Here is a 17,105-nt window from a genome sequence, read left to right as displayed (position 1 = left end):
GCCGCCACCACGCCGGAACGGCCCTCTTCCACCGGCGTACGCTACGGCGTGATCGTCGGTGGGAGGGAGCACGCACATGGGTGACCTGCTGGGTGTGGCCGTACTGGGTGCCGGCCACATGGGTGCCGATCACATACGACGCCTCGGTCACGTGGTGAGCGGCGCCAGGGTCGCCGCCGTGGCCGATCCCGACGTCGACCGGGCGAAGGAGGCGGTGGCCGGCCTCTCCGGGGTGAGCGTGCACGCCGATCCGTCGGCCGCGCTCGACGCGCCCGGCGTGCAGGCCGCCCTGATCGCCTCCCCCGGTCCCGCCCACGAGGAGGCGCTGCTCGCCTGCTTCGCCCGCGGGCTGCCGGTGCTGTGCGAGAAGCCGATGGTGCCGGACTCCTCGGGTGCGCTGCGGGTCGTCGAAGCCGAGGCGCGCCTCGGCCGCCGGCTGGCGCAGATCGGCTTCATGCGCCGCTACGACGCCGGGTACCGCCGGCTGAAGGCCCTGCTGGACGGCGGAGGCCTCGGCCGGCCGCTGATGCTGCACTGCACCCACCGCAACGTCTCCTCCCCCGGCCACTTCACCAGCGCCATGCTGATCAACAGCTCCGTCTCCCACGAGATCGACGCGGCCCGCTGGCTGCTCGGGCAGGAGCTGACGGCGGTACGGGTGCTGCGGCCCAGGTCGTCCGCGGGCGCCCCCGAGGGGCTGATCGATCCGCAGTTCGTGCTGTTCGAGACGGAGCGGGGCGCCCTGGTCGACGTCGAGGTCTTCGTCAACTGCGGCTTCGGCTACCAGGTGCGCTGCGAGGCCGTGGGCGAGGCGGGCAGCGCCCGGATCGGCGACGAGCACACCATGGTGGTCACCACCGGGGGCAGGGCCGCGCAGGAGGTGGCGCAGGACTATCTGGTGCGGTTCGCCGACGCCTACGACCGCGAGGTGCAGGCCTGGGTCGACGCCACCCGGCGCGGCCGGGTCACGGGACCGGGCGTCTGGGACGGCTACGCGGTGTCCGTCGTGGCCGAGGCGGGGGTCCGGTCCCTGGAGACGGGCCGCCGGGTCGCCGTCGACCTCGCCCCGCGCCCGGACGCCGGGTAGCGGTGCGGGGCCGGGCGTCCGGCCCTCCCGTCACACCCCGTCGAACAGCGCGCTCAGCCCTCGCTCCACCACCGCCGCCATGTCCTCCTGCCCGGCCGCCACCACCTCGTAGGTGCGCAACAGGAAGCGGCGCAGCGCCGAGGCCTGGAACTGCAGCAGGGCGAGGCCGTAGGGCGAGTGGAACTCCAGCACCGTCCGCGTGCCGCCGGTCGGCCATATCTGCACGTCCCCGTGGCCGGCCGGGGCCCGCAGCCCCTGGTCGAGCAGGGAGCGCGCGAAAGTCCAGGTGACCTCCTCCCCCTCCAGGGCCGCCTCGGCGGGGAAGTCCACGAAGACGGCCAGCGGGTCGTCCGTCGTGTACCGAAGCGTCGCCGACACCGGGATCTCCCGGTCCTCGGCGGTGATGAGCCGGGCAAGGGTGGGCTGTTCGATGAAGACGTCCATGCCTTAATGGAGTCTGTCGAGGCCCTGTGCATGCCGCCAAATCCGGTCAGAAATCGGCGGATACACGCCGTACAGTGCCGGCTTGGAACACCAGTGCGTCGAACACCCGCGTGAGCGGCCGTCCCGAAGCGCCCGAACCGGGGCAAGTCCCGTAGCGTTTCTACGACTTGGGCCCGAAGACGCGTACGTCGTTCGTACCGCCGAATCACGCCGGGAAGACTCTGGCATATGCCGGAAGCACCACCGTATCGTGTGTCGCCGAATCCCTTACGGGGCGTCGCGGGCTGTGCGACAGTCGTAACGGTCCCCCGTCCCCCTGGCCGTACCGTCCCCCATCGGAGTGCGTCATGCCGTCCCCAGTCTCCGCGGACCGCTCAGCCGCCCAGCCGCCCGGAAGCGGCTCGGTCGAGGCGTTGATAACGCAGGCACGGCGGCTCAAGGGGGACGTGGACGCCGTACGGCGGGACACCCGGAGCGCCCGTTCCCAGCCGGAGGACCGCTGGCAGCGCGCGCTGTACGACCTGGCACTGCATCAACTGGACGACCTGGACGCCCACTTGGCGCAGCTCCGCGACGGCCCGGCGCCCACCACGGGGCCCCCCGCCGCCTCGGCAGCGCTGCCGGCGCCCGTCTGCGCCCCGCGCGGATCGCTGCTCGCCCGCGTCGGCAGCGCCGAGTGGAACCTGCTGACGGACGAGGTCACCTGGTCCGCGGAGCTGTACCGGATCCTCGGCCGCGACCCTGCCGATCCCGCCCTCTCCCTGGACGAACTGCCCTCTGTGGTGGTGGAGGAGGACCGGCCGAAACTGACCGCGATGGTGACGGACTGCCTGGTCGACGGCAGGCCGATCGACGGGGAGTTCCGCGTTCTTCGGCCCGATGCCGACGTGCGGACCCTGCACATGATGGGCGAGCCCGTGCTCGGCGCCGACGGCGGCACCGCCTCGATGTGGGCGGTGCTGCGGGACGTCAGCGAACTGCGCCGCACCCAGCGGACGGTCCACGAGACCGGGGACTCGCTGCGGCGCCACCGCCGGCGGGAGCAGACCGAGCACCGGATCGCGGCCGAGCTGCACGAGGCCGTGCTACCGCCGTGGCGGGGCTCCCTGCGGCTCCCGCAACGGCGGCCACCGGCCCTCGACCTCGCCGCCCACCGGCTGCCGGCCTCAGCGAGCACTCTCATCGGCGGCGACTGGTACGACGCGCTGGAGCTGTCCGACGGGCAGACCCTGCTCAGCGTCGGCGACCTCACCGGACAGGGCCTTGCCGTCGCCTCGGGCATGGCGATGCTGCTCGGCGCCGTCCGCGGCATGGCGATGGCCGGTACGCAGCCCGGCCAACTGCTGTCCATGCTCAACCAGTTACTGGACGCCACCGTGCAGCCCGCCCTCGGCAGTGCCGTCTGCTGCCGCTATCGGCCCGAGACCCGCAGTCTGCTCTGGGCGCAGGCCGGACACCCCGCCCCGCTGCTGTACCGCGACGGGACGGGGAGCAGGCTGACCGCGCCGGACGGCGTCCTGCTCGGCGCCACCTCGGGTGCCGCCTACGGGCAGGCCGAGGTGACCCTCGAACCGGGCGATCTCCTGCTGCTGCACACCGACGGACTGGCCTCGGGGCACAGCGGTGCGGCGGCCGTTGACCATCTGCTCGATCTCGCCCCGCGGTTCGGCGCGGCGCTCGGCGCACGGGACTGTGTACGCGTGATCGTCGAGGAGTTCGGAACGGCCGGACGCGAGGACGACGCGTGCGTGCTCGTCGCCAAGGTCACCTCGTGAACTGAGCCGCCTGCCGGTTGTACCGGCGACCAGCGGTGACCACCGGCGCACAGGCTCGTCGTACGCGTGCCTCCTGGTACCTGCGTCTCCTGGTATCCGTGTCCCTTCGGCTCTGTGCGCCGCCGCTACGCCCGTGTGCTGCTGTCGCCCTTACTCCTCGGTTTGGGCAGGGCGAGCCGGATCTCCTCCCGCAGTTCGTGGATCTTCGGATAGCCCGCGTACTCCGCGGTCAGCCGGTACATCTCGCGCAGCCGGTCCCAGGTGCGGCGGGAGGAGTTCGATCCCATCGACATCAGGGCCAGTCGTGCGTACCGGTCGGCCTGTTCGGGGTCGTCGGCGATGAAGCAGGCCGACGCCATGGACAGGTGATCGAAGATCTTCGACCGCTCGCGTCCGTCGATGCGCAGGGCGAGGGCCTTCTCCGCGTAGTACTGCGCGTGCGCGGCCGCGCCCGGGTCGAACTCGGCCAGCGTGCGGTAGGCGAGGGCCTGCATGCCGTACAGGTCCTCGTCCTTGAACGTCTGCATCCAGTCCGGCGTTTCCACGTCCTGCCGTTCGGAGACGAAGAGGTCCTCCGCCCTGCCGAGGGTGCGGCGCATCGCCTGGCCCTTGCCCATCGAGGCCTGTGCCCAGGCCTCGATGGTGTGGAACATCGCCTTCGTACGCGGCTGCAGGCGTTCGCCGGCACCGGACTGGGCGAGCTTCATCAGGTCCAGCGCGTCGTCCGGTCGGCCGAGGTGCACCATCTGCCGGGCCGCCCGGGAGAGCGCCTCGCCGGCCCGGGGCCGGTCACCGCCCTCGCGGGCGGCATGGGCGGCGATGACGAAGTACTTCTGCGCCGTGGGCTCCAGGCCGACGTCGTGCGACATCCAGCCCGCGAGGACGGCGAGGTTGGCGGCGACGCCCCACAGGCGCCGCTGGAGATGGGATGGGTGGTGGTAGGCGAGCATGCCGCCCACCTCGTTCAGCTGGCCGACGACCGCCTTGCGTTGGAGTCCGCCGCCACGGGCGGCGTCCCAGGCGCGGAACACCTCGACCGAGCGCTCCAGTTCCTCGATCTCCTGCGACCCGATGGGGGCGGCCTCGTAGCGGTCGAACCCGGCGGGGTCGGCGTGCAGGGGATCGTCGAGGACGGGGGCGTCGGCCTTGAGGGCCGGATCGGTGTGCAACCAGTCGTACATGGCGCTGCTGAGTGTGGATCCCGCGGCGAGCGCGGCACCCGCGCCCACCAAGCCGCGTCGGTTGAGCATGAGGTCCATTCCCGTGAATTCGGTGAGGACCGCGGCGGTCCGCTCGGGCGCCCACGGCACACCGTCGGGATGTTCCTCGCTCCCGGCGCCCTGCCGTTTCCCCGCACGCCCGTGCCGCACCAGACCTAGGTCCTCGATGGTCACGACACGGCCGAGACGCTCGGTGAACAGAGCCGCCAGCACCCGCGGCACGGGATCGCGCGGGATCTCGCCCGTGTCGATCCACCGCCGCACCCGGGAGGTGTCGGTCGACAGCTGGGGGTGGCCCATGGCCGCCGCCTGCCGGTTGACCAGTCTCGCGAGTTCGCCCTTGGACCAGCCGGCCAGGCCGAACAGGTCCGCAAGGCGGGTGTTGGGTCGTCCGCTCACGTCAAGCCCCCAGGTTCTCGGCTGAGTTGACAGTAGCCCGCCGGAGGTTGCCGGGCGACTATTCGCCATGGTTCGCCAGGGTGCGCCAGATGGTGTGCCACTGGGCATCGGGTGTCAGGTAGGAATGCGCCACCCCGACCCGGTCGCCACCACCCATACGGCGGCACCGACCGGCATATGACGGGCACATTCCCCAGGATGTTCCCGGGTGACCGGGCCGGGCTGCGCGCGAGATGCACAGGCAGGCACTGCAGGCACACGAAGGGATCTGTTTCTCCCATGTACGCAGCATCGTCCTCCGTGTCCGCCCCGCCCCGGCCGCTGCGTTCCCGCCCGGCGGGTGTCGGGCCGTACCTCGACCCGGCGGCGCGGCCCGGCGGCCCCGTGCTGGGCGCGGGCCGGCCCCGGCGGGTGCCGGGCCAGCCCGGCGCCCAACCGCTCAGCGGCAGACTGGACCTGTCCGGTCCCCAGGGTGCGCAGCTGCGCACCGCGATCGCCTCGGTGCACCGGATCTGCCCGGAGTTCGCCCCGGTGCAGGTGCTGCGGCGCAGCGGACGGTCCGTCCTGCTGGTCGGGACGACGGGGCGCAGTACGGCCGTCGCCAAGTGTCTCCTGGACCAATCGCCCGCCTGGGCGGAGCGGACCCGCCATGAAATAGCCGTATACCGCGCGTTCGTCCGGCAGCGGCCACCGGTCCGCGTGCCGAGGCTGATCGCGGCGGACCCGGACAACTGCACCCTGGTCATCGAACGGATGCCGGGCCGGGTGGCAGCGCTGCAACGGCATCCGCTGGAGGCCCCGCCCCGCGCGGACATCCGGGCCGCGCTGGGCGCGATCTGCCGGCTGAACGCCTGGCGCCCACCGGCGGGCGTCTTCGACATGCCGCTGGACTACGCCGCCCGGATCTCCCGGTTCCACGAGCTGGGCCTGCTCACCGACCGGGACCTCGGGGACCTGCAGAAGCTGCTGCACGGCATCGCCCATGAGGTGGGCCGGCACGGCATGCTCCAGTTCTGCCACGGCGACGCTCTGCTCTCGAACATCCTGATCTCACCGGCCGGTCCAGTGCTGGTGGACTGGGAGCACGCGGGCTGGTACCTGCCGGGGTACGACCTGGCGACGCTGTGGCTGGTCCTCGGGGACGCGCCGATGGCCCGGCGGCAGATCAGCCAGATCGCCCAGACGGCGGGCCCGGCCGCCCGGGACGCCTTCCTGGTGAACCTGATGCTCCTGCTCACCCGGGAGATCCGGACGTACGAGACGGCCCTCCAGCGTTCGATGCACGACACGGCCCCGGCGGCACCGGGTACGGCCCACCCGGGTGCTGCGCCGTCCGGCGAGGAACAGCGGCTGCTGCTCAGGCGGTTGCACGACGACTGCCAGATGGCCCGCAAGGCCGTCCGCGCGGCGGTCGGCACTCGCTGACGGGGACGACGGCTCCGCGGTGCGCCCAGAGCGGCGGCGCACCGCGGGACCTTCGTATCCGGGCCCACCACGGGCCCCCTTCTCCGCGCGTGCGGCGGACCTTCACGTCCGGGCCCACCGAGGGACTTCGTCTCTCCTCCCGCTACGGACCTTCGTCTCCGCGCACGCCGCGCGACTTCTTCCCTGTGCGCACCGCAGACCTTTGTGTCTCCGCACGCGACGGGGCGTGCGTCGTGCCCACTGGTGTACGCCTGTGACGCTTCGCAGGCCCGCGCACCGCCGCGGCGAAACTCGCCGAAACCCTTCGTGACGTGGGAAGTCGCCTGCCAGAAGGCATCATTGACGGATCGTCGGCAAGCCGGTACCACTGTCCCAGCTCGGCGCCGCACGCCCCGCCAAGCCCGCCCGTCACAGGAGGCCGCATTGCGAGGTTCCGCCACCGACCCCACGCCCACACCCGGACACAGACATCTGAGGCTGGCCGCCGGCCCGCTCGCCTCCGCGGCCCTGCTGCTGCCGCTCCTCGGCGCGGCCCCCGCCCACAGCTCCGCCGACTCCTCCACCACCCGGCTGCAGCACGCGTTCGCCACCGCCGCGGCGGAACACCATGTGCCGCAGAGCGTCCTGCTGGCCGTCTCGTACCTGCAGTCCCGCTGGGACGGACACGGCGGCGCGCCCAGCGTGACCGGCGGATACGGCCCGATGCACCTCACCGACGCCCGGACCGCGATCGCCGACACGGAGCACTTCGCCGAGGGTACGGAGGACGCCCGCGGTGACGCCGCCCGTGCCGCCCTCCACCCGGACGCCGCGGAGCCGGCCGGGGCGGCGGTCCCGGCGCGCCTGCGGACGCTGCCGAAGGCGGCGGAACTGACCGGCATCCCGGCCGGGGAACTGCGTACCGACCCGGCGGCGAACGTGGCCGGCGGGGCCGCCCTGCTCGCCGCCGCGCAGAAGGAGCTGGGCGAACCGCCGAGCGCCGACCCGGCCGAGTGGTACGGAGCGGTGGCCCGCTTCTCCGGCGCCGAGGACACCGCGACCGCGGCGGCCTACGCCGACGACGTGTACGACGTCCTGCGCACGGGCGAGGAACGCACCACCGACGACGGCCAGCTGGTCGTCCTGGCCGCCCAGCCGAAGCTGACCGCCGACAGGGCCCAGCTGGAGCGGGCCGGTCTGCGCACCCGCCCCGCCGACGACACCGAGTGCCCCAAGTCGGTGTCCTGCGAGTCGGTCCCGGCGCCGTACGCGCAGTTCGGGGACGACGACTACGGCAACCACGACCTCGGCGACCGCCCGGCGTCACAACGCATCAAGTACATCGTCGTCCACGACACGGAGGGCACCTGGGACGGGGTGCTCAATCTGGTCCAGGACCCGACCTACGTGTCCTGGAACTACACCATCCGCTCCACCGACGGTCTGATCGCCCAGCACGTCAAGGCCAAGGACGTGGCCTGGCACGCCGGCAACTGGGACGTCAACGCCCGGTCCGTCGGCATCGAGCACGAGGGCTTCCTCGCCAGCCCGGACGCCTGGTACACGGAGGCGATGTACCGGTCCTCGGCGCGGCTGGTGAAGTACCTGGCCAGGAAGTACGACATCCCGCTGGACCGGCAGCACGTCCTGGGCCACGACAACGTTCCCGGGCCCACCACGTCCACCATTCCGGGGATGCACACGGACCCCGGCCCCTACTGGGACTGGCGGCACTACTTCAGGCTGCTGGGCCACCCCTTCGAGCCGGCGGGCGGCAGGAAGGCCGCCCTGGTGACCATCCTGCCGGACTACGCCGCGAACCGGCCCGTCTACACCGGCTGCACCACCTCCGGCGAGCCCTGTGCGGCGCACGGCTCGAGCGAGGTGCGGCTGTACTCGGACCACGACGTGTCCGCGCCGCTCATCAGGGACATCGGGCTGAAGACGAACCCGACGGAGGGCGTGAACGACCTGTCGTCGCGGGTGTCCACCGGCCAGCAGTACGCGGTCGCCGACCGCTGGGGCGACTGGACGGCCATCTGGTACCTGGGGCAGAAGGCCTGGTTCCCGAACCCGCGCAAGGCGGCGACGGCGGTCCCCGCGAAGGGGCTCCTGGTGACCCCGCGGGACGGCCTGGCGAGCATCCCGGTCTACGGCCGCGCCTACCCTGAGAAGGAGGCCTACCCGGCGGGGGTCCCCGCCCAGTCGGTGGTGCCGCTGCCGTACACGATCCCGGCCGGGCAGCGGTACGTGGCCGGCGACGAGATGGCGGGCGAGTACTACTACGCGGTCACCTTCACCACCGACTCGCACCGGGTCGTGGTGGGCAAGGACCTGTACTACGAGATCCAGTACGGCCACCGGGTCGGGTTCGTCCGCGCCGCGGACGTGCAGCTCGAGGGCTCGGCCCGCTAGCGGCGTCCGGTGCCTCAGCCCTGCTGGAAAAGCTCCGCCGGGAGCGGCTTCAGCAGGGCGTACAGGTCATCGGTGATGGGCCGGTCCCAGGCGGCGATGGTCACGAGGACGCCGTCGCTGCGGTCGAACTGCACGCAGGAGATCCGGCTCTCGGACAGCTTCAGGCGCCGCACGATCAGAAGGTTGTCGCCCTGGAGGACGGGTGTGTCCTCGGTCTCGACGACGGTGATCTCCTCGTCGTTCTCCAGGGCCAGCAGCAGTTGGCCCACCTCGAAGGGGATCTCGCCCTCGGCGACGTCGCGGGCCGGGGAGCCCTCGGGCAGATTGCCGATGATCATCGCGGGACCGCGGCCGCCGAAGAGGTCGTAGCGCAGGAAGACACCCTGGCAGGTGCCGTCGGGGGCGGGCAGCAGGCCCGCGCCGAGGTTGCCCGGCCAGTCGCCCGGGTCCATGGCCAGCACGTCGAATTCGGGTCCGGCAGGAGTGGCGCTGCGGCGGCGGAGGAACGACATGCGGCCATGGTACGTGCCCGGGCGGCGGTGGGTGGCCTGTGGGCGCCCGGTGGCACGGTGCCGGGCCGGTGTACGGCTGACCAGCTCAACGGGCAGCTGCCCAGGAGGGCCGACGGGTCCGCGCCGGCCGGGCGGGCGACCGTGTGACCGGCGGGCGGCGGAGCCTCACCGGTGATCCACCGTTCCAGTGCCGTGAACGCCGAGCGGTGGCAGGGCACCATCGGGCGGAGCCGGCCGGGGAAGGCGTCCACCAGGGAGTCGGTGTGCGTGCCGTCCTCGATGCGGTAGTAGCGCAGCAGCCGGCCGCGCCCGGCGGCGCGCACCATGCGCGCGTAGACGTCGGAGTCCTCACTGATCGGCAACAGCACGTCGAGCGTGCCCTGGAGGGTGATCAGGGGTTTGCCGATGCGGCCGGTGAGGGCGATGCGGCCGACGGCGTGATGGACGGCGCCGGGACGGGACGCGTAGTCGTAGTCGGCGTCGCAGGCCGGGGTGCCGGAGGCGCAGAACGGGGTGCCGGCCTCGGTGGCACCGTCGTAGCCGGGGTCGAGTTCCTCGCGGTAGATGCGCTGGGTGAGATCCCAGTAGACCTGGTGGTGGTACGGCCACAGGAACTCGGACCCGGCCGGGAACCCCGCCCGGTGCAGGGCCGCCCGGGCCTCGGCGGCCGCGGATCCGCCGGCGGCGTAGTCGGGGTAGTGACGCAGGGCCGCCGGCAGGGAGGTGAGCGGGTTGGGTCCGGCCGCACGCCAGAGGGTGCCTTCCCAGTCGACTCCGCCGTCGTACAGCTCGGGACGGTTCTCCAGTTGCCAGCGCACCAGGTAGCCGCCGTTGGACAGGCCGGTGGCGATCGTGCGGGCCGGGGGCCGGTGGTAGCGCTGTGCGACGACGGTGCGGGCGGCGCGGGTGAGCTGCGTGAGGCGGGTGTTCCATTCGGCGACGGCGTCGCCGGGCCGGCGGCCGTCGCGGTGGAAGGCCGTGCCGGTGTTGCCCTTGTCGGTGGCGGCGTAGGCGTAGCCGCGGGCGAGCACCCAGTCGGCTATGGCCCGGTCGTTGGCGTACTGCTCACGGTTGCCGGGCGTGCCGGCGACGACCAGGCCGCCGTTCCAGTGGTCGGGCAGGCGGATGACGAACTGGGAGTCGTGGTTCCAGCCGTGATCGGTGTTGGTGGTGGAGGTGTCGGGGAAGTAGCCGTCGATCTGGATGCCGGGCACGCCGCGTGGCGTGGGCAGGTTCACGGGGGTGAGGCCCGCGTAGTCGGCCGGGTCGGTGTGTCCGGAGGCCACGGTGCCGTCGGTGGTCAGCTCGTCCAGGCAGTCGGCCTGCTCTCGGGCTGCGCCCGGCACGTGCAGCCGGGCGCGGCCGGCGCAGTGGCCGGCCGTCACGGTCGTCGCGGTGGGCTCGGCCGTGGCCGGGGTGACCAGCAGGGAGCAGGCCGCGGCGAGTGACAGTGCGCTGATCGTGACACGCCGTGGCGGCCGGCCGGGCGGTGAGGTGCGATGGGGGTGCATGCGGTTCCTCCAGCGGGTTGGGGATGCGCTGGAGGCTAGGGCGCAGTGGTGCTGTCGGACATATGCGGAGCCGCCATGGTGGCGGCCCGGGCAGCGGTGCCGGCCACCATGGCGAGGGGTGCGTCCTGCTGATCTCCGGTCAGGGGCAGCTGCCGTCGGCCAGGGTGTAGTAACCGGTGGGCGACTCCTTCAGGGTGTGGGTGACGAATGTGTTGTACAGCCCCATGTTCTGGTGGGAGCCGTTCGCGTAGGTGTAGCCGCCGGTGGTGGTGGCCCGGCCCGCCTGCACCTGCGCGTAGTTGCTCGCCGTCCAGCAGGCGGGGGTGCCCGGGTCCCCCGGGTCCGGGTCTCCTGGGTCGGAGCCGCCCGGGTCGGAGGTGTCCAGACCGAAGAAGCGGGCGATCCAGCGGCTGGAGCAGATGGAGTCCAGGAAGTAGGGGGCGCCGGTGCCGCCGCACTGCTCGGTGCCGGTGCCCGGGTCGACCGGGGTGCCGTGGCCGATGCCGGGAACGCGGTCGACCTCCACGGCGACCGTGCCGTCGGCGGCCAGGTACTGGTCCTGACGGGTGGCGTCCGGCCCGATGGCCGTCGTGCGCGTGGGGGTCTGGGACAGGCCGTGCAGTGCCGTCCACTGGTCGCGCAGTTCGGTGGCGTTGCGCGGTGCGACGGTGGTGTCCTGGTCGCCGTACCAGATGGCGGTGCGCGGCCACGGGCCCGGGTACGAGGGGCGGGCGTCGCGCACCCGCCCGGCCCACGCGGCCGGGCTGAGGTCGACGCCCGGGTTCATGCAGAGGTAGGGGCTGTTGTCCTTGGTGCAGTCGTAGGGCAGGCCGGCGACGACCGCGCCGGCGGAGAAGACGTCGGGGTAGGCCGCGAGCATGACCGAGGTCATGGCGCCGCCCGCGGACAGGCCGGTGACGTAGACCCGCTGCGGGTCGGCGCCGTAGGCGGTGACGGCGTGGCTCACCATCTGCCGGATCGAGAGGGCTTCGCCCTGGTCGCGCCGGTTGTCGCCGGTCTGGAACCAGTTGAAGCACCGGCTCGGGTTGTTGGCGGTGGTGGTCTCCGCCAGCACGAGCAGGAACCCGTCGGCCTCGGCCAGTTGCGGCAGGCCGGAGTTGTCGGCGTAGACCTGGGCGTTCTGGGTGCACCCGTGCAGGGCCACGACCACCGGCGGATGTGCCGGCAGGGAGGCCGGCCGGTACACGTACATGGTGAGGGCGCCCGGGTCCGTCCCGAACCCGCTCACCCGGGTGAGCGTGACGGAGGCCCGGGCGGTGGGCAGGGGGCCGGCGAGCGCGGTGCCGACGACGACGGCGACGACGGCCAGGAGGCGGGACAGCGGTCGGGACCGGAGACGGGCCCGCAGCCGGGCGGGCGGTACCTTCCTGAACAGATGCGGCGACATGGCGGCTCCTTCGGTGGGCACAGGTGTCCCGGCCGCTCCCGCGCGTGGGGCGGCGCGTGGAGCGCCGGGTGTGGCGGAACCGTAGGTGCGGGTGGGTCCGGGCACCATGGCGCCGCGCACCACAGCCGTCGGGGCGCCGGTCGCCCGCGGACGGATTGCTGGGCGCTGTGGCGTCTGCTATGCCGAGCCGGCCGGTGTCGGGGCGGTTTCACTCCTGCGGCGGTCCCGGCGGCACCACCGCGACCGGGCTCTCCGCGTGCAGCAGCACGGCCTGGGTGACCGAGCCCATCATGCGGGCCGGGGCGAGCAGCCGCCTGCGGTGCCGTCCGACGACGACCAGCTCGGCGTCCCTGGAGGCGGCGACGAGGTGGCCGGCGGCGTCGCCGGGCAGCGCCTCGGCGTCGGCGCGCACCCCGGGGTGCCGCTCGCGGTGCGGGGCGAGGAACCCGTCGGTCAGGAGGCGGGTCTCGTGCTCGATGTCGTCGCGGGCGACCGGGGGCGGCGGCGGCTGGCCGGGTGCGGACCACGTCTGCAGCGGCCATGGGTAGGCGGCGACCACCTGTACGCGGGCGTCGCGCAGGGCGGCCTCGGTGAACGCGAAGTCGAGGACGGCCTCGTCCGGGCTGTCGACGTGCAGGCCGACGACGATCCGGGGCCCCGGCCCGGCCGGGCCGCCCCCGTACTCCCCGGCTGCCCGCACGGCGCCGGCGGCGCCCCCGTCACGTCCGGGCGGGGGTACGACGACCACCGGGCACTCGGCGTCCCGCGCGGCGGCCAGGCCGTTGGAGCCGAGCAGCAGGCTGGCGAAGCCACCGCGGCCGCGGGAGCCGAGCACCAGCATGCGTGCCTCCAGGCCCAGTTCGGGCAGGACGGCGCCGGGCACACCCTCGACGGCGACCAGCTCCACGGCCGGCTCTCCGGTCCGGCCCGCGAGCCTGGTGCGCACCTCGTCCAGGACCGGGTCGCCCTCCGTGCCGGGCGGCCCGGCGACCAGGACGTCGGCCTGACCCCAGGCGGCGTACTGCCGGACGTGCACGACCCGCAGCGGCGCCGCGTGCCGGCGGGCCGTGGCCAGGGCCCACTCCAGGGCCCGCAGGCTGTGCTCGGAACCGTCGACCGCGGCGATGACCGGCGCAGCGCTCATCCTTCCTCACCTCCGGAACGTGAACTTCCCCTTGCTGGGGCCAGCCTCGCGCAGGCTGGGCCCCGGCAGGGCGCTGCCGGTCGCGTGTCCGGAAATCCGGTCGGAACACCCCCGGGCCCGGTCCTCGGTGACCACGAGGGGCCGGAGGCACCGGGCCGGGGCGGCCCGGGCCGGCACGGGCGAGGTCAGGCCGGGTCGGATCAGGCCGGGCGAGGTCAGGTCAGGTCAGGTCAGGTCAGGTCAGGTCAGGTCAGGTCAGGTCGAACTCGCCTTCGCGTGCCCCGGAGACGAAAGCGCCCCATTCGGCGGGGGTGAAGATCAGGGAAGGACTCTCCGGCCGGCCGCTGTTGCGCATCGCGATGAAGCCCTCGACGAAGGCGATCTGGACATCGCCCATACCTCGGCTGCTGGACTGCCAGTCGGCCCTGCTGAGGTCCAGCTCCGGCTTGTCCCAGCCCGTGAACGGCTGCTGCTGGATGGTGCTCTCGGCCACGTCCGTGCTCCTCCCGGTTCGTCGTCCGCGGGCCAGCCTAGCGACCGGTCACGGGTGCGGACAGGCCACGTGAGAAGGACCTTCGGGACTCTCGCCCGGCTCCCGGCGTGAACCGTTCAGGAATCCGGGGGTTCGGAGCCCACGAGCCACATGGAGAAGAACTGCGAGCCGCCGCCGTAGGCGTGGCCGAGCACCCTGCGGGCGCCGTCCACCTGGTGCTCTCCCGCCTGTCCGCGCACCTGCAGGGCCGCCTCGGCGAAGCGGATCATGCCGGAGGCGCCGATGGGGTTGGTGGACAGCACACCGCCCGACATGTTGACGGGCAGGTCCCCGTCGAGTTCGGTGACGCCGGACTCGGTGAGTTTCCAGCCCTCACCTTCCTCGGCGAAGCCCAGGTTCTCCAGCCACATGGGCTCGTACCACGAGAACGGCACGTACATCTCGACGGCGTCGATGTCCCGGCGCGGGTCGGCGATGCCGGCCTGCCGGTAGACGTCGGCGGCACAGTCCTTGCCCGCCTGCGGGGAGACGAAGTCCTTGCCCGCGAAGAGGGTGGGTTCGCTGCGCATGGCGCCCCCGAGCAGCCAGGCGGGCGGGCGGGGCGCGCGGGCGGCTCCGGCGCGGTCGGTGAGGACCATGGCGCAGGCGCCGTCGGAGGACGGGCAGGTCTCGGAGTAGCGGATGGGGTCCCACAGCATGGGTGAGGCCTGGACCTTCTCCAGGGTGATGTCGTGCTCGTGCAGGTGGGCGTAGGGGTTCTTCAGGGCGTTGCGCCGGTCCTTGTAGGCGACGAGGGAGCCGACGGTGTCGGGGGCGCCGCTGCGCCGCATGTACGCGCGCACGTGCGGGGCGAAGAAGCCGCCCGCCCCGGCGAGCAGGGGCTGCTGGAAGGGGATGGGCAGGGACAGCCCCCACATGGCGTTGGACTCGGACTGTTTTTCGAAGGCGAGGGTGAGGACCGTGCCGTGGACGCGGGCGGCTATCAGGTTCGCCGCGACGAGTGCGGTGGAGCCGCCGACGGAGCCTGCGGTGTGCACCCGGAGCATGGGCTTGCCGACCGCGCCGAGGGCGTCGGCGAGGTACAGCTCGGGCATCATCACGCCCTCGAAGAAGTCGGGCGCCTTGCCGATGACGACGGCGTCGATGTCGGCCCACGTCGACCCGGCGTCCGCCAGGGCCCGTTGCGCGGCCTCGCGGACGAGGCCCGCGATCGACACGTCCCGGCGGGCGGCCACGTGCTTGGTCTGGCCGATCCCGGTGACGGCCACGGGTTCCTTGCTCATCGTGGATCCCCTTCGAGTACGGCGACCAGGTTCTGCTGCAGGCAGGGTCCCGAGGTGGCGTGGGCGAGGGCGCGGTCGGACTCGCCGCGGTGGATGCGGGCGGCGGCCTCGCCGATGCGGATGAGTCCCGCGGCCATGAGCGGGTTGGCCGCGAGGGCGCCCCCCGAGGGGTTGACGCGGACGTCGTCGCCGAGCCGGAGCGCCTTGCGCAGCACGATCTCCTGGGCGCTGAACGGCGCATGCAGTTCGGCGGTGTCGACGGGCCGTTCGAACGCGCCGGCCCGCTCCGCGGCCAGCCGGGCGGAGGGCGAGTCGGTGAGGTCGCGCACGCCGAGGCCGTGCGCCTCGATACGGTGGTCGACGCCCCGGATCCAGGCGGGCCGCGGGCACAGTTCCCGGGCCCGCTCCCCCGCCGCCAGGACGACGGCGGCGGCGCCGTCGCCGATGGGCGGGCAGTCGCCGGTGCGCAGCGGGCGTACGAGGTAGTCGCCCTGCGGTACCTCGCCGCTGAGCTGGGCGTGCGGGTTGGCACCGGCGTCGGCGCGGCTGCGCGCGCCGACGGCGGCGAGTGCGGGTTCGTCGGTGTGGCCGGCGTCGATGAGGGCCTGTGCCTGGAGGGCGGCGAGGGCCACGGCGTCGGGCCACAGCGGGGCCACGTAGTACGGGTCGAGCTGGCGGGTCAGCACGTCCCGGACGGAGCCGGGTGAGCACTTGCCGTAGGAGTACACGAGCGCGGTGTCGGCGTCACCGGTCAGGAGCTTGGTCCAGGCCTCGTACAGGGCCCAGGCGCCGTCCATCTCCACGTGCGACTCGGAGATCGGCGGCCAGGCGCCGACGCCGTCGAGGGCGAGGGTGAAGGAGAAGGCACGGCCGGCGAGGTAGTCGCTGGATCCGGAGCAGGTGAAGCCGATGTCGGCGGTCCTGAGTCCGGTCCGGGCGAGTACCTCGTGGAGGACCGGCATGAGCATCTCGACCTCGGAGGACTCCTCGGTGGAGCGCCGGTGGTCGGTCTGGGCGAAGGCGACGACGGCGATGTCCCGGGCGGCGGGGGCTTCTTCGCTGGTCACAACAGCTCCTTGTACGTCTCGTAGTCCGCGTCGGGTTCGCCGGCCGGCCGGTAGTGGTCGGGGTGGCGGGCGCCCTGCGTCCACACCGGTTCCACCCGCAGGCCCATCCGGACCTGGTCGTAGGGAATGCCGCCGATCCGGGCGTGCAGGGCGAGGTCGGCGCCGTCGAGGGCGATGTGCGCGTAGACGTACGGCACCTCGATGTCGAGGTTCTTCGCTTTGATGTTGACGATGCAGTAGGTGGTGACCGTGCCCCGGGGGCCCACTTCGACCTGTTCGTATGTGGCGAGGCCACATGTGGGGCAGGCGCCCCTCGGTGGGACGTACACCTTGCGGCAGGAGGGGCAGCGTTCGCCGACGGTGCGCCGTTCGGTGAGGGCCTCGATGTAGGCGGACTGGGCACGACCGGGCGAGTAGGTGTAGTCGAGGCGGGCGGGGGCGACGATCCCGGTGAGCGGATCCGCGAACCGGCCGGTGTGGCCGCCGGGCCGGACGGGTTCGCCGGGGTACGGCTCGAAGCAGGCGATGTCGGTGATGGCACCGGTGCGGTCCTCGGCCCAGCGGATCCGCACCCGCATCCCGGTGCGCACGGCGTCGGGGCCGGGGGCGTCGAGGGCGTGCAGCAGGGCGGTGTCGGCGCCGTCGAGGCGGACCAGGACCCAGGCGAAGGGGGTGGCCAGGGGCTGGCCGCGGCGGGGTTCGTGGTTCCAGGCCCAGGTGGTGACCGTGCCCGTGGGGGCGACCTCGGCCAGGTCGTGGATCTCGTCGGCGGTGACGGGGTCGTACTCGACGGGCGGGACGAGTGTGCGGCCGTCGGTGGTCTTCACGCCGAGGACGACGCGTTCGCGCAGCCCGGTGAGGAAGGCGCTCTGGACGGGGCCGAGGGAGCGGGTGAAGGGGAACTCGACGACGAGTGGCGCTTTGAGGACTTCGGGCATGGGAG

General features: G+C 73.0%; 13 protein-coding genes and 1 pseudogene. 4 read left to right on the top strand and 10 right to left on the bottom strand.

What is annotated here, in order from left to right:
* The first annotated feature begins 76 nt into the window (after positions 1-76).
* On the top strand, positions 77-1,087 hold the full coding sequence (locus ACGFT2_RS02595) for a Gfo/Idh/MocA family protein (RefSeq protein ID WP_393272712.1): 1,011 nt from the start codon (positions 77-79) through the stop codon (positions 1,085-1,087).
* Between the two features lie 30 nt (positions 1,088-1,117).
* Here the strand turns inward: ACGFT2_RS02595 and ACGFT2_RS02590 are convergent, their stop codons facing one another.
* The gene (locus ACGFT2_RS02590; protein ID WP_393272710.1) at positions 1,118-1,531 is read right to left on the bottom strand and encodes an SsgA family sporulation/cell division regulator; all 414 of its coding nucleotides are present in this window, start codon (positions 1,529-1,531) and stop codon (positions 1,118-1,120) included.
* 347 nt (positions 1,532-1,878) lie between these two features.
* Between ACGFT2_RS02590 and ACGFT2_RS02585 the strand changes: the two genes are divergently transcribed.
* The gene (locus tag ACGFT2_RS02585) at positions 1,879-3,306 is read left to right on the top strand and encodes a PP2C family protein-serine/threonine phosphatase (protein WP_393272708.1); all 1,428 of its coding nucleotides are present in this window, start codon (positions 1,879-1,881) and stop codon (positions 3,304-3,306) included.
* A 125-nt stretch (positions 3,307-3,431) separates the two neighbouring features.
* Here ACGFT2_RS02585 and ACGFT2_RS02580 read toward each other — a convergent pair whose 3' ends face one another.
* Positions 3,432-4,925, bottom strand: a complete 1,494-nt coding sequence (locus ACGFT2_RS02580) for a hypothetical protein (protein WP_393272706.1) — start codon at positions 4,923-4,925, stop codon at positions 3,432-3,434.
* A 279-nt stretch (positions 4,926-5,204) separates the two neighbouring features.
* On the opposite strand from ACGFT2_RS02580, the gene ACGFT2_RS02575 reads away from it, so the two are divergent.
* Positions 5,205-6,350: an aminoglycoside phosphotransferase family protein gene (locus ACGFT2_RS02575; protein WP_393272704.1), complete on the top strand. Its 1,146-nt coding sequence runs from the start codon at positions 5,205-5,207 to the stop codon at positions 6,348-6,350.
* Between the two features lie 423 nt (positions 6,351-6,773).
* Complete coding sequence (locus tag ACGFT2_RS02570; RefSeq protein WP_393272702.1) at positions 6,774-8,744, top strand: N-acetylmuramoyl-L-alanine amidase; 1,971 nt, start codon at positions 6,774-6,776, stop codon at positions 8,742-8,744.
* 14 nt (positions 8,745-8,758) lie between these two features.
* Here ACGFT2_RS02570 and ACGFT2_RS02565 read toward each other — a convergent pair whose 3' ends face one another.
* From ACGFT2_RS02565 to ACGFT2_RS02530, 8 genes and pseudogenes are all read right to left on the bottom strand, one after another.
* Positions 8,759-9,256 (bottom strand): hypothetical protein, encoded by a 498-nt coding sequence (locus ACGFT2_RS02565; RefSeq protein ID WP_393272700.1) that lies wholly within the window; start codon positions 9,254-9,256, stop codon positions 8,759-8,761.
* 86 nt (positions 9,257-9,342) lie between these two features.
* Positions 9,343-10,767: pseudogene (locus ACGFT2_RS02560) on the bottom strand (3-hydroxybutyrate oligomer hydrolase family protein); the annotation flags it as partial.
* Between the two features lie 139 nt (positions 10,768-10,906).
* The gene (locus ACGFT2_RS02555) at positions 10,907-12,175 is read right to left on the bottom strand and encodes an alpha/beta hydrolase family esterase (RefSeq protein ID WP_393272698.1); all 1,269 of its coding nucleotides are present in this window, start codon (positions 12,173-12,175) and stop codon (positions 10,907-10,909) included.
* Positions 12,176-12,383: 208 nt separating this feature from the next.
* Positions 12,384-13,319, bottom strand: coding sequence for a universal stress protein (locus tag ACGFT2_RS02550; protein WP_393272697.1), 936 nt, complete (start codon positions 13,317-13,319; stop codon positions 12,384-12,386).
* 250 nt (positions 13,320-13,569) lie between these two features.
* The gene (locus ACGFT2_RS02545) at positions 13,570-13,812 is read right to left on the bottom strand and encodes a DUF397 domain-containing protein (RefSeq protein ID WP_393272695.1); all 243 of its coding nucleotides are present in this window, start codon (positions 13,810-13,812) and stop codon (positions 13,570-13,572) included.
* 116 nt (positions 13,813-13,928) lie between these two features.
* Positions 13,929-15,095, bottom strand: a complete 1,167-nt coding sequence (locus tag ACGFT2_RS02540; RefSeq protein ID WP_393272694.1) for a thiolase domain-containing protein — start codon at positions 15,093-15,095, stop codon at positions 13,929-13,931.
* Positions 15,092-16,162, bottom strand: coding sequence for a thiolase domain-containing protein (locus ACGFT2_RS02535; RefSeq protein WP_393272692.1), 1,071 nt, complete (start codon positions 16,160-16,162; stop codon positions 15,092-15,094). Before ACGFT2_RS02535 ends, ACGFT2_RS02540 begins: the two co-directional genes overlap by 4 nt.
* Positions 16,159-17,100: a Zn-ribbon domain-containing OB-fold protein gene (locus ACGFT2_RS02530; RefSeq protein ID WP_393272691.1), complete on the bottom strand. Its 942-nt coding sequence runs from the start codon at positions 17,098-17,100 to the stop codon at positions 16,159-16,161. The genes ACGFT2_RS02535 and ACGFT2_RS02530 overlap by 4 nt, the downstream gene beginning before the upstream one ends.
* Between the last annotated feature and the right edge of the window lie 5 nt (positions 17,101-17,105).

It is taken from the genome of Streptomyces sp. NPDC048514, assembly GCF_043199955.1.
Classification (GTDB): domain Bacteria; phylum Actinomycetota; class Actinomycetes; order Streptomycetales; family Streptomycetaceae; genus Streptomyces.
The sequence above is the reverse complement of the archived record's forward strand: the minus strand, read 5'-3'. Positions and strand labels throughout refer to the sequence as shown.